This is a genomic window from Nocardioides anomalus, from assembly GCF_011046535.1.
GTDB classification, from domain to species: Bacteria; Actinomycetota; Actinomycetes; order Propionibacteriales; family Nocardioidaceae; genus Nocardioides; species Nocardioides anomalus.
Window position 1 is genome coordinate 1,996,845 of record NZ_CP049257.1, and the last position, 19,642, is coordinate 2,016,486.

Consider the following 19,642-nt stretch of genomic DNA (forward strand, 5'->3'; position numbering starts at 1 on the left):
GGTGAGCATGGTGGAGAGCGGCACGCGACAGCTGGACCAGGGCGCCCCGCCGGAGCGGTTCGCACGTGGCTGGCACTGCCTCGGGCTCGCCGACGGCTTCCGCGACGGCCGGCCCCACGGCATCGAGGCGTTCGGCGGGAAGCTGGTCGTCTGGGCCGACCGCGAGGGCGAGCTGCACGTGCTCGACGGCTACTGCCGGCACATGGGCGGTGACCTCACCCAGGGCTCGGTCAAGGGCGACGAGATCGCCTGCCCGTTCCACGACTGGCGCTGGGGCGGCGACGGCAGGTGCAAGCAGATCCCGTACGCGCGGCGGGTGCCGCTGCGCGCGCGGACGGTGACGTACCCCGTCGTCATCCGCAACGACCAGCTGCTGGTCTGGCACGACGTCGAGGGGTCGGCGCCGGACCTGGACATCCTGCCGCCGGAGCTGCCCGGCATCGCCGAGGGCGAGTACACCCCGTGGTCCTGGGAGGTCGTGCCGATCGCGGGCTCGCACTGCCGCGAGCTGATCGACAACGTCGTGGACATGGCGCACTTCTACTACGTGCACTTCTCGTTCCCGACCAGCTTCCGCAACGTCTTCGAGGCCACCCAAGCCACCCAGTTCATGGAGTCCAAGGGCCGCCCGGACAAGGCCGGCGGCTACGGCAGCCCGGACCTCTTCCTCAAGTCCGAGGCGACGTACTTCGGTCCGGCGTACATGGTCAACTGGCTCGACGTCGACTACAAGGGCTTCCAGACCGAGGTCATCCTCATCAACTGCCACCTGCCGACCGGTCCGGACTCCTTCACCCTGCAGTACGGCATCACGGTCAAGAAGCCCGAGGGGCTCGACGACGACACGGCCGCCTACATCGCGAAGAAGTACGCCGAGATGTTCGGCGAGGGGTTCCTGCAGGACGTGCACATCTGGAAGAACAAGGTGCCCGTGCAGAACCCGCTGCTGTGCGAGGAGGACGGCCCGGTCTACCAGCTGCGGCGGTGGTACGAGCAGTTCTACGTCGACCGGGCCGACGTGGTCCCGGAGATGGTGGACCGCTTCGAGTTCGAGGTCGACACCACCAAGGCCAACGAGTTCTGGCAGGAGGAGGTGGCCGAGAACCTCCGGCTCAAGGCCGACGAGGACGCCGGGTCCGAGGAGACACCCCAGCTGATGAGCGGCACCTGATGCCGTCGTTCGTCCCCCTGAGCCCGGAGACGCTGGAGGACCAGCGGCTCTACACCTCGGCCCGGCTCGTTCAGGTGGCCTGCCTGGACTGCCTGGCCACGGTCGGGGTGAAGAAGAACTCCGAGCACCACACCTCCATCCAGTGGACCGCCGAGGCCCGGGCCGCGTGTCCCGAGCTGTCGCGGCGCACGTCCGGGCGGGAGTCGCACCCGGCCTGCCCACGGCTCGCGGCTAGCATCGACGCGGCCGCGCGCGAGGGCGCCGTGCCCATCGGTGCGGAGGACGGCTACTAGAGGATGGCTGAATCGTCGTACGACCTCCGCGTCGTGGGGGTCGTGGAGGAGACCGCCGACGCGCACTCGGTCTCCTTCGCGCCGCCCGCCGGCGTGGACTTCTCCTACCGTCCCGGGCAGTTCCTGACCCTCGCGGTGCCCTCGGACCAGACCGGCGTGGCCGCGCGCTGCTACTCGCTGTCGTCCTCGCCGCACGACGGCGGTCCGCTGACGGTGACGGTGAAGCGGACCGTCGACGGCTACGCCTCGAACTGGATCTGCGACCACCTGCGCGAGGGCTCGACGATCCGGTCGCTGCCGCCGTCGGGGATCTTCACGCCGGCCTCGCTGGACGCCGACCTGCTGCTCTTCGCCGGCGGCTCGGGCATCACGCCGGTCATGTCCATCACGCGCACCGCGCTGGCCGAGGGCTCGGGGCGGATCGTGCTGCTCTACGCCAACCGCGACGAGCGGTCGGTGATCTTCTCCCGTGAGCTGAGCGAGCTGGCCGCCGCGCACCCGGCGCGGCTGGTCGTCGTGCACTGGCTGGAGTCCGTCCAGGGCCTGCCCACCCAGGACCAGCTGCGCGCGTTCGCCGAGCCGTTCGCCACCCACGACGCGTTCGTGTGCGGGCCCGCGCCGTTCATGAAGCTCACCGTCGCCGCGCTCAAGGAGCTGGGCTTCCCGCGCGAGCGGCGGCACCAGGAGAAGTTCGTCTCGCTGGGCGGCAACCCGTTCGGCGACCTCGACGCCAGCCCGGAGGAGCAGGCCGAGGCCGAGCACGAGATCGAGGAGGCCGAGGGCGAGGAGCCGACGGACGAGCCGGCCACCGCCTCGGGCGAGGGTGCCACGCACCTCGAGGTCGAGCTGGACGGCCAGACGTACGCCTACGACGACTGGGCGCCCGGCACCAAGCTCCTCGAGCACCTCGAGGCCAAGGGCGTCCGCGCGCCGTACTCCTGCCGCGAGGGGGAGTGCTCGGCCTGCGCGGTCCGGCTGCTCGAGGGCGAGGTCAAGATGCTCCACAACGACGTCCTCGACGACGACGACCTCGCCGACGGCATCCGCCTCGGCTGCCAGTCGGTGCCGGTGACCGACGTCGTGCGCGTGACCTACTCCTGACAGGACGCCCGTCCCTTCCCGAGGGGACACCCGCCCCCGCAGGCTCCTGCCCATGATCCTCGTGAGGCGCCTGCTCCCGCTCCTGGCCCTGCTCCTGCTCGTCCCGGCAGTGCCGGCCCACGCCGGCACCGCGACGTACGGCGACCCGGCCGGCGACGTCGCGAACACCAAGCTCGACATCCGGTCGGTCACGGTGAAGAACACCGCGAAGAAGCTGGTCGTCCGGGTCGCGTTCCCGGGCAACGGCAAGGTCTACGACTTCCCGACCGGCAACGTCTCGGTCTGGATCGACACCGACGCCGACCGGCCCGGCGCGGAGTACGGCCACTTCATGGAGTTCTGGAGCGACTACCGGTTCGCCGAGGTCGCGAAGTGGCGCGAGCAGCCCACGCCCGCCTGGGGGCACTCGCCCGAGGGCCGCTGCGTCACCGACGCCGGCCTCACCCACGACCGGGGCCACCACCTGCGGTGGTTCCAGTACGTCGTGGTCAAGCGGCCCGGCTGCTTCGAGGCCGACGCCCTCCGCGTCGCCGTCTCGACCATGAACACCGGCGACCTCCAGCCGACCGTCGTCTACGAGGCGCCGTTCCTCGACCACCTGGGCGCCCGGCACCAGTGGACGCCCTGGATCGAGCAGGGCTGAGCGCTCCCGGCCCTCACTGGCCGTAGGAGAGCTGCAGGTCGCGGTAGAGCAGCTCGTTCACCCGCTTGCGCAGGTGGCCGGTCCTGCTCTGCTCGGGCGGCTCCCCGGCGGCGAGCAGGGTGAAGGTCAGCGCCGTCCCGCCGCCGTGAGGGGCCAGCTCGAGCACGACCCGGTCGTCGGGCCGGCTCGGCCACAGCGAGGACCAGACCACACGCGTCGGGCGCTCGGACTCCACCACCCGCGGCGCCACCTCGTCGGCCAGCAGCGCCAGCCACACCCGGGGCCCGGTGCGCGCCGGCTCGACCAGGTCGGACCAGACCGCGTGCGGCGGGGCCGGGAGGCGGCGCGTGCGGTGGCCGTACGGCGTCACGCGCTCAGCCTGTCACGGCCTCCGGCGGCCGGCGCCGGTCCCACCAGGCGCCGATGAGCATGGCCAGCCCGGCGATGAGGCAGCCGAACAGCGTGTCGACCAGGTAGTGCTCGCCGGAGTAGACGAGCGCGCCCGCCATGAGCGCGGGGTAGAGCAGGAACACCCAGCGCCACCACGCCCGCAGCCGGGTCACCGCCCACAGCGCGACCAGGCAGGAGAAGCCGGTGTGCAGCGACGGCATCGCCGCGGTCTTGTTGGCCAGCCCGCCGAAGACCATGGTCGTGCGCTCGAGGCCGAGGTCGTGGAGGGCGTAGCTCGACATCCGAGCCAGCGGCGGCAGCAGCCCGTCGCGCGAGGCCATCCACGGCGGCGCCATCGGGAACACGATGTAGCCGGCCAGAGCGAGGTAGGCGATGGTCACGTAGCGCCGGATCCACGACAGCCACAGCGCCCGGTCGCGCAGCCAGAGCACGCCGGCCAGGCCGAGGCCGACCACGAAGTGCGAGGCGTACGTCGCACTGGTGAGGTAGTCCCACCACCGCAGCCGCGGCACGCACGGGTCGCCGCACAGCTCGTGCTGCAGGCTCACCGTCGGCACCTGGCTGCCGCCCCACAGGTGGGCCAGCCACTCGTCGGCGTGGATCGGCCAGGTCTCGTGGGGGGGCGAAGCCGAGGTCGTCGGTGACGCCCCGGACCACGCCGTACGTCGCGAGCGCGACCAGCCACGGCCACCAGTCCCGCGGGAACTGCCAGGCCCAGTCGCCGCGCCAGGCGATGGCCAGCAGCCACAGCCAGATCGCCACCCCGGGCGGGTCGTTGGGCAGGCCGACGAGCCAGCACCAGGCGAGCAGCGCCACGGCGTACGCCGCGACCGCGAGGACGCGGCGGCTCACGCGTCGGCGCGGCGGTAGACGGTGAACTTGCCGGCCTGGGTGACCTCGTCGTACTCGCGGTCGAGCTCGCCCTGCGCGGTGGAGAAGTCCAGGCGCCAGACGTCCAGGGAGTGCTCGGCGACCAGCACCCACTCCGGGCGCTCGGGGCCGCGCAGCAGGCCGACCAGGGTGCGCAGGTCGGCGTCGCGCACGCGCGCGGGCAGGCTCCAGAGGTACGGGTAGGGCGAGGTGAGGTCGGCGTCGCGGATGATGTTGGCCGCGCCGAGGACCACGACCGCGGAGTCGCCGCGCCCGCCGTGGTCGTCGAGGTAGGCGATCGCCTGCTCCTCGGGCCGATCGATGGGGTGGGCCAGCACCCAGCCGATGACCACGGCGCTGGACAGCCCGGCCAGCGCGAACGACGTGCCGATGCTCCGCGTGACCGGCGCCGGCCGCTGGGCGAACCCGGCCGCCACCAGCACCGCTCCGGGCACCAGCCCCATCAGGTAGTGCAGCCAGTAGCTCCCGCCCAGGCCCACCACCAGGACCTCGACGGCGAGCACGACGTACGCCGCCGTGCGCAGGTCCGGAGCGGTCCACGGGCCCTGGACCGACGGCTCGCCGCGGCCCTTCCAGACGAACGTCGCCACCACCAGCGGCAGCCCGCTGGCCGCGAGGGCCTCGACCACGGCCACCAGCCGTCGTGAGGCCGCGCCGCTGTCGCCGGCCAGCTCGCGGGCCGCGTCCAGCCGGAAGGTCACCACCGCGTCCCACAGGTCGGCCGGTGCCGTCCCGCGCGCGGCCGCCGCCACCACGACCAGGCCGCCGGCCACCAGCGCGCCGACCACGAACCCCGGCAGCCTTCGCCGGGCGGCCCGGCTGGTGAAGAGCAGCGCGACCACCAGTGCGAACACGTCGACCTGGCTCTGCTTGACCAGCATGCCGACCGCGCCCGCCGCCCCGGCCAGCACGCTCAGCGCCGTCCCGCGGACGCGGTGCCGGCTGGCCGCCGCGGCGACGTACGCCGCCATGCCGCCGACCAGGAACGGCAGCGCCAGCACCTCGCCGTCCACCACCGTGCCGCCGAACAGCGGCGTCCCCACGCACACCGCGGCCGTGCCGGCCGTCAGCAGCGGGGCCGAGCGCCGCTCCGGGGCGGCCAGCCGCCCCAGGACGCCGGCCAGGACCACCGTGAGCACCGCGGCCAGCGCGCCCAGCAGCCGCAGCGGCACCGCCCCGCCCAGCCCGTCGGCCAGCCCGAACAGCGCGACCAGCACCGGCGGCCGGTCGACCCAGTAGTCGCCGTACAGGCTCACGCCGTCCGACCACTGGCCGCCGACGATGAGGTAGCCCGCCTCGTCCGGGCTGAGCGAGCGCCCGGCGAACGGCAGCCAGCCCAGGGACACCCCGACCGCCATGAGCAGCACCCACGTCTTGGGCATGGTCCCGATCCGGCGGCGCCAGGGCGGCGCGGGCGTCGGCTCAGCCATCGACGCCCTGTCCCAGCACGGGGAGGGAGCCTAGCGTTGGCATCACCGTCTCCGACCTCGACGCCACCGTCGACCGGCTGGCCGCGGACGGCTACAGGGTGGTCGGCGGCATCACGGTCGCCCTGGGCGAGCGGGTCGGCTGAGTCCGCGCACGAAGGTCAGCACGGCCTCGACCAGCTGTTCCGGCTGGTCGAACGGCAGCCCGTGCCCCGCGTCGGCCACCTCCTGCACGTGGACGAGCGGGTTGAGCGCCACGAGCCGCTCCGCCACGTCGGGCGTGACGACGGGCGCGTCGCCCACGACCAGCAGCGTCGGCACGTCCAGCGCGGCGACGAGCTCGTCGTAGGGCGGGTTGGGCGGGCGCAGCACGTCGAACGCCGCCGGCGCGGTGTCCAGCCGCGCCCTGACCTGGGCGGCGCGGACCTCGGGGGAGCGGTGGGGGTGCCGGCTCCGGGCCTCGTCCAGCAGCGCCGCCTCACCGCGGGCCACCGCCGTGAGGTGCTGGCCGAGCACGTCGTCGGCGTACACCTCGCGCTGGCGCGTCTCGTCGAGGAAGGTCGGGTCGACGAGGACCAGGCCTCGCAGCCGCGGCCCGAGGCGGGTCGCGGCGAGCAGCGCCGTCAGCCCGCCCATGGAGTGGCCCACGAGGACCGGGCGGTCCAGGTGCAGCGCGTCGAGCAGCCCCACCACGTCGCCGGCGAGGTCCTCGTAGCGGTAGCCGGTGGTCGGCGCGCTCGAGCGGCCGTGCCCGCGGGCGTCGGGCGCCACCACCCGCAACTCGGCCTCGAGCAGCCGCGTCACCGGCGCCCACGTCGCGGCGCTGCCGAGCAGGCCGTGCAGCAGGACCGCAGTCGGCCCCGGGCCACCTGCCCGGAGGCAGGAGAGCCGCAGTCCGCCGACCTCGACGTCGCACCGGTCGCCGGCGGCGGCCCGGGTCACCAGCCCCGCTCGCGCCACTCCGCCAGGTGCGGGCGCTCGGCGCCGAGGGTCGAGTCGTCGCCGTGGCCGGGGTAGAACCAGACGTCGTCGGGCAGCCGGTCGAAGATCTTGGCCTCGACGTCGTCCAGCAGCTGGCGGAAGCGCTCCGCGTCGCCCTGGGTGTTGCCCACCCCTCCGGGGAAGAGCGAGTCGCCGGTGAACAGGTGGCCGTGACCCGACGGGTCGTCGTACAGCAGCGCGATCGAGCCGGGCGTGTGACCGGCCAGCGCGATGACCGAGAGCGAGCAGGACCCGACCGGGACGGTGTCGCCGTCGCCGACCTGCAGGGCGATGGGGACGCCGGTCTGCTCGGTGATGGCCTCGGCGTCGGGGTCACCGGCCACGGTGGCCGCGTCGGTGGCGCCGACGACGTCGGCCAGGGCGCGGTGGTGGTCCCAGTGCTGGTGGGTGGTGACGACGTGGGTGAGCGGGCCGTCGCCGACGAGGGGGAGGAGGGTCTGGGCGGAGTCGGCGGCGTCGATGAGCACCTGCTCGCCGGTCTCGCGGCAGGTGAGCAGGTAGCAGTTGTTGGACATCTGCTCGTCCACCGCGACCTTGATGATGCTCAGGTGCTCCAGGGTCCGGGTCTGGGCGGGCCCGCCCGGGGTCACGTGGCCGGTGTACGTCTCTTCGCTCACCACGGCTCCATCCTCGGCACCTGGCCGTCGTCGCTGGTCAGTCCCTCGCCGGGACCCCGGCCGGTCACCCACCATGCCAGGGCGCTGCCGGGTCCGGACACGGTGGGGCCGGAGCCGTCACCGAAGACGAAGCGCTGGTCCAGGTCGACGGCGTGGGCGACCGGGCCGGGACCGGGCGGGTGGTCGGCGGCGCGGGTGGCGAGGACGAGGGCGGCGAACGCCGGCGGCCAGTCGGCGGCCGTGTAGTCGAGGCCCAGGTCGGCGTGGTGGATCTCGACCTCACGGGTGCGCATCGTGCCGACCTGCCCGGCGGTGAACGTGCGGCCGCCCGGGGTGCGCTCGACGGTGGCGCCGGCGAGGTTGTCGGCCAGCTCCTCCACCCACTCGCCGAGCACGGTGCTGGAGGCGTAGAAGCGGTCCCGGATCGTCGACGGCTCCTGCTCGGCCAGCGCCACGATCTCGGCGTCGCGGGCCTCGTCGGAGGCGTACATCGGCACCGCCCGGCCCTCGTGGACACCCTCGAGCGCGGCGCCGAGCGCCTCGGCGTTCAGGGTCAGGTGGGCCACCACGTGGGCGCGGGTCCAGCCGGGGAGCAGCGACGGCTCGCTCCACTGCTCGTCGGTGAGACCGTCGACGGAGCGGACCAGCCTGCGGGTACCGGAGTCGAGCAGCTCGAGCAGCTGGGCGTCCGCCATGACCGCCATCCAACACCATCCGGCGGTCCCGGGACGGCCGCCCGCCGGGCGGGCCGGGACCACTGTCGGCGGTGCGTGAGACGCTTGCTCGGACCGCTACTGTGGGAACGTTTGTTCGAACGACGAGGACAGGGACGAGGACTCGCTGGTGCAGGAGAAGCTCATCATCCGGGGCGCCCGGGAGCACAACCTCAAGGACATCTCGCTCGACCTGCCGCGCGACTCCCTCATCGTCTTCACCGGTCTGTCCGGGTCCGGCAAGTCCAGCCTGGCCTTCGACACGATCTTCGCCGAGGGCCAGCGCCGCTACGTCGAGTCGCTGTCGGCGTACGCGCGCCAGTTCCTGGGCCAGATGGACAAGCCGGACGTCGACTTCATCGAGGGCCTGAGCCCCGCGGTCTCGATCGACCAGAAGTCCACGTCGAAGAACCCGCGCTCGACCGTCGGCACCATCACCGAGGTCTACGACTACCTGCGCCTGCTCTACGCCCGCGCCGGCCGCGCGCACTGCCCGGTCTGCCAGGCGCCCATCGAGCGCCAGACCCCGCAGCAGATCGTCGACCGGATGATGGCGCTCGAGGAGGGCACCCGCTTCCAGGTCCTCGCGCCGGTCATCCGCGGCCGCAAGGGGGAGTACGTCGAGCTGTTCCGCCAGCTCCAGACCCAGGGCTTCTCGAGGGCTCGGGTGAACGGCGAGATCCACACCCTCGACGACCCACCCAAGCTCGACAAGCAGAAGAAGCACACCATCGAGGTGGTCGTCGACCGGCTCGCGGTCAAGGACACCAGCAAGCGGCGGCTCACCGACTCGGTGGAGACCGCGCTCAACCTGGCCGGCGGTCTGGTCGTGTTCGACCTGGTCGACCTGGACGCCAAGGACCCGGGCCGGGAGCTGAAGTTCAGCGAGAAGATGGCCTGCCCCAACGACCACCCGATCGACACCGACGAGCTCGAGCCCCGCTCGTTCTCGTTCAACAGCCCGTTCGGCGCCTGCCCGGAGTGCACCGGTCTCGGCACCCGCATGGAGGTCGACCCCGAGCTGGTCGTCCCCGACCAGGAGGCGACCCTCGGCGAGGGCGCGATCCAGCCGTGGAGCCAGGCCCACGTGGCCGACTACTTCCTCCGGCTGCTCAACGCGCTGGGCGAGGAGCTCGGCTTCGACCTCAACACCCCGTGGCGCGAGCTGCCCACGAGCGCCCAGAAGTCGATCCTCGACGGGCACAAGACCAAGGTCCACGTGGTCACCAAGAACCGCTACGGCCGCCAGCGCGCCTACTGGGCCGAGTTCGAGGGCGTCCGGACCTACATCGAGCGCCGGCACCGCGAGGCCGAGTCCGACACGAGCCGCGAGCGGTTCGAGGGGTTCATGCGCGAGGTGCCGTGCCCGGTCTGCCGGGGCAGCCGGCTCAAGCCGGTCAGCATGGCCGTCACCCTGGGCGACCTGGCCCTGCGCGAGACCGGCCGCGGCGGGCTCAACATCGCCGAGGTCTGCGCGCTGCCCATCAACGAGACCGCCGCCTACCTGCGCGACGTCGAGCTGTCCGCCCGCGAGCGCCAGATCGGCGAACGGGTGCTCAAGGAGATCCAGGAGCGGCTCAACTTCCTGCTCGACGTCGGCCTGGACTACCTCTCGCTCGACCGGCCCTCCGGGTCGCTGTCCGGCGGCGAGGCCCAGCGGATCCGGCTCGCGACCCAGATCGGCGCCGGCCTGGTCGGCGTGCTCTACGTCCTCGACGAGCCCAGCATCGGGCTGCACCAGCGCGACAACCAGCGGCTCATCGAGACCCTGGTCCGGCTCAAGGACCTCGGCAACACCCTCATCGTCGTCGAGCACGACGAGGACACCATCCAGGTCGCCGACTGGGTCGTCGACATCGGCCCCGGCGCGGGTGAGCACGGCGGCCAGGTGGTGCACAGCGGTCCGGTCGCCGACCTGCTGACCAACGACCACTCGGTCACGGGGCAGTACCTCTCCGGCAAGCGGCAGATCCCGGTCCCGCCGATCCGGCGACCGCGCACGACCGGGCGCGAGCTCAAGGTGGTCGGGGCGCGCGAGCACAACCTGCGCAACATCGACGTGACCTTCCCGCTCGGGTTGTTCGTCGCGGTCACCGGCGTGTCCGGCTCGGGCAAGTCGACCCTGGTCAACGACATCCTCTACACCTCGCTGGCCAAGACCATCTACCGCTCGCGGACCATCCCGGGCCGCCACCAGCGCATCACCGGTCTCGACCACGTCGACAAGGTCATCCACGTCGACCAGTCGCCGATCGGCCGCACGCCCCGGAGCAACCCGGCGACCTACACCGGCGTCTTCGACCACATCCGCCGGCTCTTCGCCTCGACGCCCGAGGCCAAGATGCGCGGCTACCAGCAGGGCCGGTTCTCGTTCAACGTCAAGGGCGGGCGCTGCGAGGCGTGCGCCGGTGACGGCACGATCAAGATCGAGATGAACTTCCTGCCGGACGTCTACGTCCCGTGCGAGGTCTGCCACGGCGCCCGCTACAACCGCGAGACCCTCGAGGTCCACTACAAGGGCAAGACCATCGCCGAGGTCCTCGACATGCCCATCGAGGAGGCCGTCGACTTCTTCGCCGCGGTGCCCGCGATCGCCCGGCACATGAAGACCCTGGTCGAGGTGGGCCTGGGGTACGTCCGCCTGGGCCAGCCCGCCACCACGCTGTCCGGTGGCGAGGCCCAGCGCGTCAAGCTGTCCTCCGAGCTGCAGAAGCGCTCGACCGGCCGCACCGTCTACGTCCTCGACGAGCCCACGACCGGGCTGCACTTCGAGGACATCCGCAAGCTGCTGCTCGTGCTCGGCCGCCTGGTCGACCAGGGCAACACCGTGCTGGTCATCGAGCACAACCTCGACGTCATCAAGACCGCCGACTGGCTGGTCGACATGGGTCCGGAGGGCGGCTCGCGCGGCGGGCTGGTGGTGGCCGAGGGGACGCCGGAGGACGTCGCGGACAACCCCGAGAGCTTCACCGGCGTGTTCCTCAAGCCCCTGCTCGAGGGCAAGGAGGCCAAGCAGCCGACGCGCAAGAAGCCGGCCTCGGCGGCGCCCGTCGGTCGCGGGCCGCGCGCAGCGGTCCAGGCGCCGGCCAAGAAGGCGACCGCGAAGAAGGCGACCGCCAAGAAGGCCACGCGCAGCACCCGCAAGTCGGCGTGAGGCCGGGTGAACCGTCCGGGGACCCCGCCCGTACTCCACGCATGACTTCCGACAAGCCCTCGGGCCGACTCTCGGGCCACCTCTCGGACCAGATCTCGCGCCGCACGCTCGGCGGGCTCGCCGCCGCCGGGGTCGGCGTACCCCTGCTGGCCGCGTGCGGCAGCGACGACTCGGGCGCCACGGCCTCCGACCCCGCCAGCAGCGCCGCGGCCTCGTCGAGCGCGCCCACGGCGGCGTCCTCCAGCGCGGCACCGGAGAGCAGCGCGGCCGCACCCGGCGGCGACGCGCTGGCCTCCACCTCCGACATCGAGGTGGGCGGCGGGAAGATCTTCGCCGACCAGGAGGTCGTGGTCACCCAGCCCGCCGCGGGCGAGTTCAAGTGCTTCACCGCCGTGTGCAGCCACCAGGGCTGCATCGTCAGCGACGTCAAGGGCGGCACCATCAACTGCGACTGCCACGGCAGCCAGTACTCCATCGAGGACGGCTCGGTCGTGACCGGCCCGGCGACCTTCGCCCTGGCCGAGGAGCCGATCAACGTGGCGGGCGACTCGATCACCCTGGGCTAGCCCCGGCCGCGGTGGCAGGGTGGTCCCCATGGCCGACCACGAGCTGCGCACCGTCGTCTCCGGGATGTCCTTCACCGAGTGCCCGCGCTGGCACGAGGGCCGGCTGTGGTTCGTGGACTTCTACACCCACGTCGTCTGCTCGGTGGCCGAGGACGGCTCGGACCTGCGCACCGAGGTCGAGGTGCCGCAGCAGCCGTCCGGCCTCGGCTGGCTGCCGGACGGACGGCTGCTCTACGTCTCGATGCGCGACCGGTTGGTGATGCGGCGCGAGCCGGACGGCACGTCGGTGGTGCACGCCGACGTGTCGGACCACGTGACCGGGCACGCCAACGACATGGTGGTCGACGCCGAGGGTCGGGCCTGGCTGGGCAACTTCGGCTTCGACCTGATGGGCGGCGCCGACATCGAGACCACCGGGCTGCTGCGGATCGACCCGGACGGCACGGTCACGGCGGTCGCCGACGACCTGTGGTTCCCCAACGGCAGCGTGGTCACCCCCGACGGCGGCACGCTCATCGTCGACGAGACCCTCGGCAACCGGATCAGCGCCTTCGACATCCACCCCGACGGCTCGCTGGGGGAGCGGCGCGACTGGGCCACCTTCGGCGAGCTGTCCACCAGCCGCGCGCTGGCCGAGGCCATCCCGCAGGGCAAGTACGCCCCGGACGGCTGCACCCTCGACGCCGACGGCTGCCTGTGGGTGGCCGACGCGCTCGGCGGTCGGGTCTGCCGCGTCCGTGAGGGCGGCGAGATCCTGGAGACCGTCTCGCCCGGCACCGGCGCGTTCGCCTGCATGCTGGGCGGCAGCGACGGCCGGACGCTCTTCATCTGCTGCGCGCCCGACTTCGACGAGCACGCGCGCAGTGCCGCACGGGAGGCCACGATCCGGGCGGTCACCGTCGACGTGCCGCACGCCGGGCTGCCCTAGCCGCCGGTCAGGCCGGCTGCGCCTGCTCCAGCTGGGCGGCGAGCGCCTGCTGGCACTGCTCGCGCCAGCGCCGGTCGCGCGGCGAGACCCGCCGGTCGAGCCGGCCGTCGAGGAGCTGCCGCGCCTCGTCGAGCCGGTCGGCGCGCACCAGCGCCGCGATCCGCGTCTCCTCGAGGACCTCCCGCTGGGCGTCGGAGCCGCCCAGCCGCCGGCTCGGCCCGGCCAGGGCTGCCAGGTCGTCGGCGGCCTCTCCGGCCCGGCCGGCCGCGAGTCGGCCGAGGGCGCGCGCGAGGGGCGCGACCACCTCGCGCTGGGTCGGGTGGTCGTGCCGGCCGGCCCAGGCGGCCAGGCGGTCGAGGCCCGCCCGGTCGCCGAGGGCCAGCAGCGTCACCGCGCTGTGCATGGCCAGGAACGGCGTCGAGGGCCGCTCCAGCACGCCCCGGCCGGCCAGTGCCGCGACCTGTTCGAGGCCGGGGACGTCGGTGGCGTCCGGGGTCAGCGCCCACCGGAACAGCAGCGACCCGGTGTCGACCAGGGCCCGGCAGCCGAGGCCGTGCTCCGGACTCAGCTGCGCGTCGTACCGACGCCGGACCGCCTCGGTGTCGCCCAGCGACAGCTCGTGCAGCGCGGCGTGCCACGCGAAGTGCGAGAGCGAGTCGATGGACGCGCCGTCGCCGGTGACCCAGGAGTCCATCCACGCCAGCCCGGCGGCGTGGTCCCCGGTCTCGTAGTGCGCGTGCGCCCGGGCGTGCGCCGAGTGGCCCGCGACCGGCTCGACGGCCAGCGATGCGCACGAGAGCGCCATCGCCTCGTCGAAGCGGCCCTGCTCCTGCCGGATGAAGGCCAGCAGCCCCGTGAACCACCAGTCGTCGCCGTACGCCGGCGCCGCGCCCTCGACGATCGACCACGCCTGCTCCGGCACCTCGGTCACCCCTGCGAACGCGATGGTCGGCACCGCGGTCGACAGCAGCAGCGCGTCCAGCGGGTACGCGCGCAGGTGCGCGACGAGCGGCTCGGAGTCCCCGGCCACGTGGCGCACCACCGCGTGCACGTGGCTGCGCTCGCGCTCGGTGCCGCGCGCCGCGTGCAGCGAGGCGTCCCGCAGCCGGGCCTGCACGTCGACGTTCGCGCACAGCTCGTGGCCCAGCAGGGCCAGCGCCGCGTGGCCCAGCGCGAAGGTCGGGTCGTGCGCCAGCGACGAGGCCAGCGCGGGCAGTGACCCGCTCTTGAGGCGCAGTACGTCGAGCAGCCCCCGGGAGTACGCCGCAGCCGCCTCGGGCGAGGTGGTGAGGGCGTACCCGTAGGGGTCACGACACGGCATGCAAGTAGACTAGATCACTCGACTTTGCTGTCCAAGCCCACCACGGCGTGTCGCGCCGACCTGGACCGGACGGAGCAGACGCTGCGGGCCCGCACCTGCGCGCGCACCGGCGGCACCCGACCGCACCCGCGGAGACTGTCCCCGGCCGACCGTAGGGTTGAGGGGTGGCTCGCCGGACTCCTCGCACCAGTGGCGGGCCGGCGTCGTACCGTCCCGAGCCGGGGTCGATCCCGACCCAGCCCGGGGTCTACCGCTTCCGCGACGCGCGGGGGGCGCGTGATCTACGTCGGCAAGGCCAAGAACCTCCGGGCCCGCCTGTCGTCGTACTTCCAGGACATCGGCAACCTGCACGCGCGCACCGCGACCATGGTGACGACGGCGGCGGCGGTGGACTGGACCGTGGTGCGGACCGAGGTCGAGGCGCTCCAGCTGGAGTACTCCTGGATCAAGGAGTTCGACCCGCGGTTCAACGTGAAGTACCGCGACGACAAGTCCTACCCCTGGCTGGCGGTGACGCTGGGCGACGAGTTCCCGCGCGTCATGGTCGGGCGCGGCGCCAAGCGCAAGGGGACGCGGTACTTCGGCCCCTACAGCCACGCCTGGGCCATCCGCGAGACCGTCGACATCCTGCTGCGGGTCTTCCCGATGCGCTCGTGCTCCAACGGCGTGTTCAAGCGGTCGGGGCAGATCGGGCGCCCGTGCCTGCTCGGCTACATCGACAAGTGCTCGGCGCCGTGCGTCGGCAACATCTCCGCCGAGGACCACCGCGCGATCGTGGAGGACTTCTGCGACTTCATGGGCGGGCAGACCCGGCCGTTCATGCGCCGCATCGAGCGGGAGATGTTCGCCGCGTCCGAGCGGCAGGACTACGAGAAGGCCGCCCGGCTGCGCGACGACCTCGGCGCGATGAACCGCGCCCTGGAGAAGCAGGCCGTCGTGCTCGGCGACGGCTCCGACGTCGACGTCATCGCGCTGGCCGAGGACCCGCTCGAGGTCGCGGTGCAGATCTTCTACGTGCGCGGCGGCCGGATCCGCGGTCAGCGCGGCTGGGTGGCCGACCGCGTCGACGAGGGCGGCACGTCGGAGCTGGTCGAGGACTTCCTGCTCCAGCTGTACGCCGGCGACTCCGACGCCATCCCGCGCGAGATCCTGGTCCCCGCGCTACCGCCCGATGTGGACACCTTCGAGCAGCTCTTCAGCGACCTGCGCGGGGTCAAGGTGTCGATCCGGGTGCCGCAGCGCGGCGACAAGAAGACGCTGCAGGAGACCGTCGCCCGCAACGCGCTCGAGGCGCTGGCTCTGCACAAGACCAAGCGGGCCAGCGACCTCACCACCCGCAACCGCGCGCTGGAGGAGATCCAGCAGGCGCTCGAGCTGGACGACGTACCGCTGCGCATCGAGTGCTACGACATCTCCAACCTCCAGGGCACCGAGGTGGTGGCCTCGATGGTCGTCTTCGAGGACGGGCTGGCGCGCAAGGGGGAGTACCGCCGCTTCGTCATCAAGGGCGTCGACGGGCAGAACGACGTCGCGTCGATGCACGAGGTCATCACCCGGCGCTTCCGCCGGCTGCTGGACGAGCAGGCGCGCTCCGAGCTCAAGCCCGGCACCGAGGAGTCCGGGCCGATGCTGGTCGACCCCGAGACCGGCCGGCCGCGCAAGTTCGCCTACGCGCCCGGGCTGGTCGTCGTCGACGGTGGCCCGCCGCAGGTCGCGGCGGCGCAGCGGTCGCTGGACGAGCTCGGCATCGACGACATCCCGGTCGTGGGCCTGGCCAAGCGGCTGGAGGAGGTGTGGGTGCCGGGCCAGGAGGACCCGGTGATCCTGCGCCGCTCGTCGGAGGGGCTCTACCTGCTGCAGCGCATCCGCGACGAGGCCCACCGGTTCGCCATCTCCCACCACCGCTCGCGGCGTTCCAAGTCCATGGTCGAGAGCGCGCTGGACGACGTGCCGGGGCTCGGCGAGGTGCGCCGCAAGACGCTGCTCAAGCACTTCGGGTCGCTGAAGAAGCTCCGCGACGCCGAGGTGGCCGAGATCGCCCAGGTGCCGGGGATCGGGCCGGCGACCGCGGCCTCGATCAAGGAAGCGGTGGCCGCGGCCTCCGGTTCTCGCGAGACTGTCTCCGTGACGCCTGCCTTCAACGCCGCGACCGGGGAGATCGTGGAGGAGTGAGCGCACCCGTCACCCAGGACGCCACCGCCCGGCCCGGTGAGCTGGTCGTGGTCACCGGCATGACCGGCGCCGGTCGCAGCACGGCGGCCAAGGAGCTCGAGGACCTCGGCTACTTCGTCGTCGACAACCTGCCGCCCGGGCTCATCAAGGACGTCATCCGGCTGGTCGACGACAGCCGCGGTGCGGACACCCCCGTGGCGGTGGTGACCGACGTCCGCTCGGGCGCCTTCTTCGACTCCCTGGCCGAGCACCTCGCGCACGGCGCGACCGGCCGGCACGCCACCCTGGTCTTCCTCGAGGCCACCGACGAGGTGCTGGTCCGGCGCCAGGAGGCGGCCCGCCGCCCGCACCCGCTCCAGGGCGACGGCCGGCTGCTCGACGGCCTGCAGCGCGAGCGCGAGGTGCTCGCCGGGCTGCGCGGCGACGCCGACCTGGTCATCGACACGACCTCGCTCAACGTCCACCAGCTCACCGACCGGATCGCCTCCGAGTTCGGTACGCCGGAGAAGGTCCGGCTCAAGGTCAGCGTGGTGAGCTTCGGCTTCAAGTACGGCATCCCGGTCGACACCGACTACCTCGCCGACATGCGCTTCCTGCCCAACCCGCACTGGATCCCCGACCTGCGCCCGCGTACCGGCCTGGACCCCGAGGTGGCCGACTACGTGCTGCGCCAGGACGGCGCCGAGGAGTTCGTGCGGCGCTGGGTCGACCTCATCGCGGGCGTCGCCGACGGCTACCTGCGCCAGGGCAAGCGGTTCGCCCAGGTCGCGGTGGGCTGCACCGGCGGCAAGCACCGCAGCGTGACGGTGACCGAGGAGGTCGTGCGCCGGCTCGGCGAGCGCGGCATCGAGGCGCGCGCCTACCACCGCGACCTGGGGCGGGAGTGAGCGTGACGCCGTCCGCCGAGGACGTGCTGCCGGACCGCGCCGTCGCGGTGGTGGCCTTCGGCGGCGGGCACGGCCTGTTCGCCTCGCTCTCCGCGCTGCGGCTGCTCGTCGACGAGCTGGTCGTCGACGACCTGACCGCCGTGGTGACGGTCGCCGACAACGGCGGCTCGTCGGGGCGGCTGCGCGGCGAGTTCGGCGTCCTCCCGCCCGGGGACCTGCGGATGGCCCTGGCCGCGCTGTGCGGGCGCAACGAGTGGGGCGTGACGTGGTCGCGGGTGCTGCAGCACCGGTTCGCCGGCGAGGGCGAGATGCGCGACCACGTGATCGGCAACCTGCTGATCGTCGGGCTGTGGGAGCTGCTGGGCGACCACGTGGACGCGCTGGACTACGTCGGCCGGCTGCTCGGTGCGACCGGGCGGGTGCTGCCGATGGCGCTGGTGCCGATGGACATCACGGCCGAGGTGCGCGGGCTGGTGCCCGAGGACCCGGACGCCCTCGTCGCCGTGCGCGGGCAGGTCGAGGTGGCCAGCACCGACGGGATCATCGAGTCCGTCGCACTGGTCCCGCCGGACCCGCCCGCGGCGCCCAAGGCGCTCAAGGCCATCGAGGCCGCCGACTGGGTCGTGCTCGGGCCGGGGTCGTGGTTCACGTCCGTGATCCCGCACCTCATGGTGCCTGCGCTGCGGCACGCACTGGTGGCCACCGACGCCCGCGTCGTCGTGGTCCTCAACCTCGCGGCCGAGGACGGCGAGACGCCCGGCTTCGGTCCCGCCGACCACCTGCGCGTCCTCGCGGAGCACGCCCCCGACCTGCGCGTGCACACCGTGCTGGCCGACCTCGGCACCGCCGCCGACGAGCTCGCCGACCTCGAGTCGGTGGTCGCGGCGTACGGCGCGCACCTGGTCCTCGAGGACGTGGCCGAGGCCCCCGGGACGCCGCGCCACGACCCGCTCAAGCTGGCCGCGGCGTACGCCAAGATCATCGCCGGAACCGCCTAGGAGCAAGGGCTTCCGGCACCCTCCGAGGGTTGTTGACTCCCGTGCGAGGATCGGCGCATGGCGATGACGGCACAGGTCAAGAGCGAGCTCGCGAGCACCTCGATCACGAAGACCTGCTGCCGCAAGGCCGAGGTGGCCTCGATGCTCCGTTTCGCCGGGGGGCTGCACATCGTCAACGGCAAGATCGTGGTTGAGGCCGAGCTCGACACCGGTGCCGCCGCGCGCCGGCTGCGCACCGACGTGGCCGAGGTCTACGGCCACGAGTCCGACGTCGTGATGGTGCAGGGCAACGGCATCCGCAAGGGCAGCCGCTACCTCGTCCGCATCACCAAGCAGGGCGAGGCCCTGGCCCGCCAGACCGGCCTGCTCGACCAGCGCGGCCGCCCCGTCCGCGGCCTCCCGCCCGCCGTCGTCTCCGGCGGCGGCTGCGACGCCGTGGCCGCCTGGCGCGGTGCCTTCCTGGCCCACGGCTCCCTCACCGAGCCCGGCCGCTCCTCCTCCCTCGAGGTCACCTGCCCCGGTCCCGAGGCCGCCCTCGCCCTCGTCGGCGTCGCCCGCCGCCTCGGCATCTCCGCCAAGGCCCGCGAGGTCCGCGGCGTCGACCGCGTCGTCATGCGCGACGGCGACGCCATCGGCCAGCTCCTCACCCGCCTCGGCGCCCACGAGTCCCTCATGGCCTGGGAGGAACGCCGGATGCGCCGCGAGGTGCGCGCCACCGCCAACCGCCTGGCCAACTTCGACGACGCCAACCTGCGCCGCTCCGCCCGCGCCGCCGTCGCCGCCGGCGCCCGCGTCGACCGCGCCCTCGAGATCCTCGGCGACGAGATCCCCGACCACCTCCGCCAGGCCGGCCAGCTCCGCCTCGAGCACAAGCAGGCCTCCCTCGAGGAGCTCGGCCAGCTGCACGACCCCGTCCTGACCAAGGACGCCATCGCCGGCCGCATCCGCCGACTGCTGGCCATGGCGGACAAGCGCGCAGAAGAGCTGGGCATCCCGGACACCGAGGCGAGCCTCACCCCGGAGATGCTCGCCGAGGAGTGAGGGCTGTGCAGATGGCGGCGACTCCGTCGCCGCGTGCTCGGCGCGCTCCGACGAACCGGCCCGCGCACCACGGACGACGACCGCCGCCCGCACTGCGTGCGGACCGCACGGGCTCCCGTCCGAGGCACGCGGGCCGATCCGGCGCGCCGAGCTGCTGCCGCGGGAGGCGCGCCGTCAGGTGGTCACTCGAGGAGGCCCGGCTCCGCGTGTCGCTGGCGCTGCCGGCGCCATGACACCCGCCGCGCCGCTGCCCTCGAGCCGCAGACCAGTCGCCGCGCCGGTGCCCTCGAGCCACAGTCCAGTCGC

General features: G+C 73.1%; 17 protein-coding genes and 1 pseudogene. 11 read left to right on the forward strand and 7 right to left on the reverse strand.

The genetic code is table 11. The features are described 5' to 3' along the window. The first annotated feature begins 7 nt into the window (after window positions 1–7). The 4 genes from G5V58_RS10115 to G5V58_RS10130 are packed head-to-tail and all read left to right on the forward strand — an operon-like array spanning window position 8 to window position 3,208. Window positions 8–1,171 carry a Rieske 2Fe-2S domain-containing protein gene (locus G5V58_RS10115; protein ID WP_165231852.1) on the forward strand — a complete coding sequence of 388 codons (1,164 nt, stop codon included), beginning with the start codon at window positions 8–10 and terminating at the stop codon, window positions 1,169–1,171. Continuing rightward, complete coding sequence (locus G5V58_RS10120) at window positions 1,171–1,464, forward strand: hypothetical protein (protein ID WP_165231855.1); 294 nt, start codon at window positions 1,171–1,173, stop codon at window positions 1,462–1,464. Before G5V58_RS10115 ends, G5V58_RS10120 begins: the two co-directional genes overlap by 1 nt. A gap of 3 nt (window positions 1,465–1,467) precedes the next feature. Beyond that, window positions 1,468–2,565 (forward strand): ferredoxin--NADP reductase, encoded by a 1,098-nt coding sequence (locus G5V58_RS10125; RefSeq protein ID WP_165231858.1) that lies wholly within the window; start codon window positions 1,468–1,470, stop codon window positions 2,563–2,565. A 52-nt stretch (window positions 2,566–2,617) separates the two neighbouring features. Continuing rightward, entirely contained in the window at window positions 2,618–3,208 is a 591-nt protein-coding gene (locus G5V58_RS10130; RefSeq protein ID WP_165231861.1) for a hypothetical protein, read from the forward strand. Window positions 3,209–3,221: 13 nt separating this feature from the next. On the opposite strand, the gene G5V58_RS10135 is transcribed toward G5V58_RS10130, so the two are convergent. The 6 genes from G5V58_RS10135 to G5V58_RS10160 form a co-directional block, all read right to left on the reverse strand. Next, window positions 3,222–3,578, reverse strand: a complete 357-nt coding sequence (locus G5V58_RS10135) for an SRPBCC family protein (RefSeq protein WP_165231864.1) — start codon at window positions 3,576–3,578, stop codon at window positions 3,222–3,224. A gap of 4 nt (window positions 3,579–3,582) precedes the next feature. Continuing rightward, the gene (locus G5V58_RS10140; RefSeq protein WP_165231867.1) at window positions 3,583–4,167 is read right to left on the reverse strand and encodes a phosphatase PAP2 family protein; all 585 of its coding nucleotides are present in this window, start codon (window positions 4,165–4,167) and stop codon (window positions 3,583–3,585) included. A gap of 300 nt (window positions 4,168–4,467) precedes the next feature. Next, on the reverse strand, window positions 4,468–5,940 hold the full coding sequence (locus tag G5V58_RS10145; protein ID WP_165231870.1) for a hypothetical protein: 1,473 nt from the start codon (window positions 5,938–5,940) through the stop codon (window positions 4,468–4,470). Between the two features lie 111 nt (window positions 5,941–6,051). Further along, window positions 6,052–6,879, reverse strand: a complete 828-nt coding sequence (locus G5V58_RS10150) for an alpha/beta fold hydrolase (protein WP_165231873.1) — start codon at window positions 6,877–6,879, stop codon at window positions 6,052–6,054. Further along, a complete protein-coding gene (locus G5V58_RS10155) occupies window positions 6,876–7,559 on the reverse strand; it encodes an MBL fold metallo-hydrolase (RefSeq protein WP_407939731.1) in 684 nt (227 codons plus the stop codon). The genes G5V58_RS10150 and G5V58_RS10155 overlap by 4 nt, the downstream gene beginning before the upstream one ends. Next, window positions 7,553–8,251, reverse strand: a complete 699-nt coding sequence (locus G5V58_RS10160) for a maleylpyruvate isomerase family mycothiol-dependent enzyme (protein ID WP_165231878.1) — start codon at window positions 8,249–8,251, stop codon at window positions 7,553–7,555. Before G5V58_RS10160 ends, G5V58_RS10155 begins: the two co-directional genes overlap by 7 nt. 148 nt (window positions 8,252–8,399) lie before the next feature. On the opposite strand from G5V58_RS10160, the gene uvrA reads away from it, so the two are divergent. Genes uvrA through G5V58_RS10175 form a run of 3 tightly spaced genes read left to right on the forward strand, consistent with a single transcriptional unit; the run spans window position 8,400 to window position 12,917 of the window. Next, the gene (gene uvrA / locus G5V58_RS10165) at window positions 8,400–11,423 is read left to right on the forward strand and encodes an excinuclease ABC subunit UvrA (RefSeq protein WP_165231881.1); all 3,024 of its coding nucleotides are present in this window, start codon (window positions 8,400–8,402) and stop codon (window positions 11,421–11,423) included. Between the two features lie 41 nt (window positions 11,424–11,464). Beyond that, on the forward strand, window positions 11,465–11,989 hold the full coding sequence (locus G5V58_RS10170; RefSeq protein ID WP_165231884.1) for a Rieske (2Fe-2S) protein: 525 nt from the start codon (window positions 11,465–11,467) through the stop codon (window positions 11,987–11,989). Window positions 11,990–12,017: 28 nt separating this feature from the next. Continuing rightward, complete coding sequence (locus G5V58_RS10175; protein WP_165231887.1) at window positions 12,018–12,917, forward strand: SMP-30/gluconolactonase/LRE family protein; 900 nt, start codon at window positions 12,018–12,020, stop codon at window positions 12,915–12,917. Between the two features lie 7 nt (window positions 12,918–12,924). On the opposite strand, the gene G5V58_RS10180 is transcribed toward G5V58_RS10175, so the two are convergent. After that, window positions 12,925–14,238: a pyridine nucleotide-disulfide oxidoreductase gene (locus G5V58_RS10180; RefSeq protein WP_165231890.1), complete on the reverse strand. Its 1,314-nt coding sequence runs from the start codon at window positions 14,236–14,238 to the stop codon at window positions 12,925–12,927. Window positions 14,239–14,402: 164 nt separating this feature from the next. On the opposite strand from G5V58_RS10180, the pseudogene uvrC reads away from it, so the two are divergent. The 4 genes and pseudogenes from uvrC (at window position 14,403) to whiA (ending at window position 19,336) form a co-directional block, all read left to right on the forward strand. Further along, window positions 14,403–16,410, forward strand: a pseudogene (uvrC, locus tag G5V58_RS10185) (excinuclease ABC subunit UvrC). A gap of 59 nt (window positions 16,411–16,469) precedes the next feature. Next, entirely contained in the window at window positions 16,470–17,297 is an 828-nt protein-coding gene (gene rapZ / locus G5V58_RS10190) for an RNase adapter RapZ (RefSeq protein WP_165238932.1), read from the forward strand. A gap of 2 nt (window positions 17,298–17,299) precedes the next feature. Beyond that, window positions 17,300–18,295, forward strand: a complete 996-nt coding sequence (locus G5V58_RS10195) for a gluconeogenesis factor YvcK family protein (RefSeq protein WP_230487248.1) — start codon at window positions 17,300–17,302, stop codon at window positions 18,293–18,295. Between the two features lie 57 nt (window positions 18,296–18,352). Continuing rightward, window positions 18,353–19,336 carry a DNA-binding protein WhiA gene (whiA, locus tag G5V58_RS10200; protein ID WP_165231895.1) on the forward strand — a complete coding sequence of 328 codons (984 nt, stop codon included), beginning with the start codon at window positions 18,353–18,355 and terminating at the stop codon, window positions 19,334–19,336. The last annotated feature ends 306 nt before the right edge of the window (window positions 19,337–19,642 follow it).

Coding starts and splice junctions, on each gene's coding strand:
- G5V58_RS10115 (WP_165231852.1), top strand. CDS start 8: ATGGTGGAGAGCGGCACGCGACAGCTGGACCAGGGCGCCCCGCCGGAG.
- G5V58_RS10120 (WP_165231855.1), top strand. CDS start 1,171: ATGCCGTCGTTCGTCCCCCTGAGCCCGGAGACGCTGGAGGACCAGCGG.
- G5V58_RS10125 (WP_165231858.1), top strand. CDS start 1,468: ATGGCTGAATCGTCGTACGACCTCCGCGTCGTGGGGGTCGTGGAGGAG.
- G5V58_RS10130 (WP_165231861.1), top strand. CDS start 2,618: ATGATCCTCGTGAGGCGCCTGCTCCCGCTCCTGGCCCTGCTCCTGCTC.
- G5V58_RS10145 (WP_165231870.1), bottom strand. CDS start 5,940: ATGGCTGAGCCGACGCCCGCGCCGCCCTGGCGCCGCCGGATCGGGACC.
- G5V58_RS10160 (WP_165231878.1), bottom strand. CDS start 8,251: ATGGCGGACGCCCAGCTGCTCGAGCTGCTCGACTCCGGTACCCGCAGG.
- G5V58_RS10170 (WP_165231884.1), top strand. CDS start 11,465: ATGACTTCCGACAAGCCCTCGGGCCGACTCTCGGGCCACCTCTCGGAC.
- G5V58_RS10175 (WP_165231887.1), top strand. CDS start 12,018: ATGGCCGACCACGAGCTGCGCACCGTCGTCTCCGGGATGTCCTTCACC.
- G5V58_RS10180 (WP_165231890.1), bottom strand. CDS start 14,238: ATGCCGTGTCGTGACCCCTACGGGTACGCCCTCACCACCTCGCCCGAG.
- rapZ (WP_165238932.1), top strand. CDS start 16,470: ATGACCGGCGCCGGTCGCAGCACGGCGGCCAAGGAGCTCGAGGACCTC.
- whiA (WP_165231895.1), top strand. CDS start 18,353: ATGGCGATGACGGCACAGGTCAAGAGCGAGCTCGCGAGCACCTCGATC.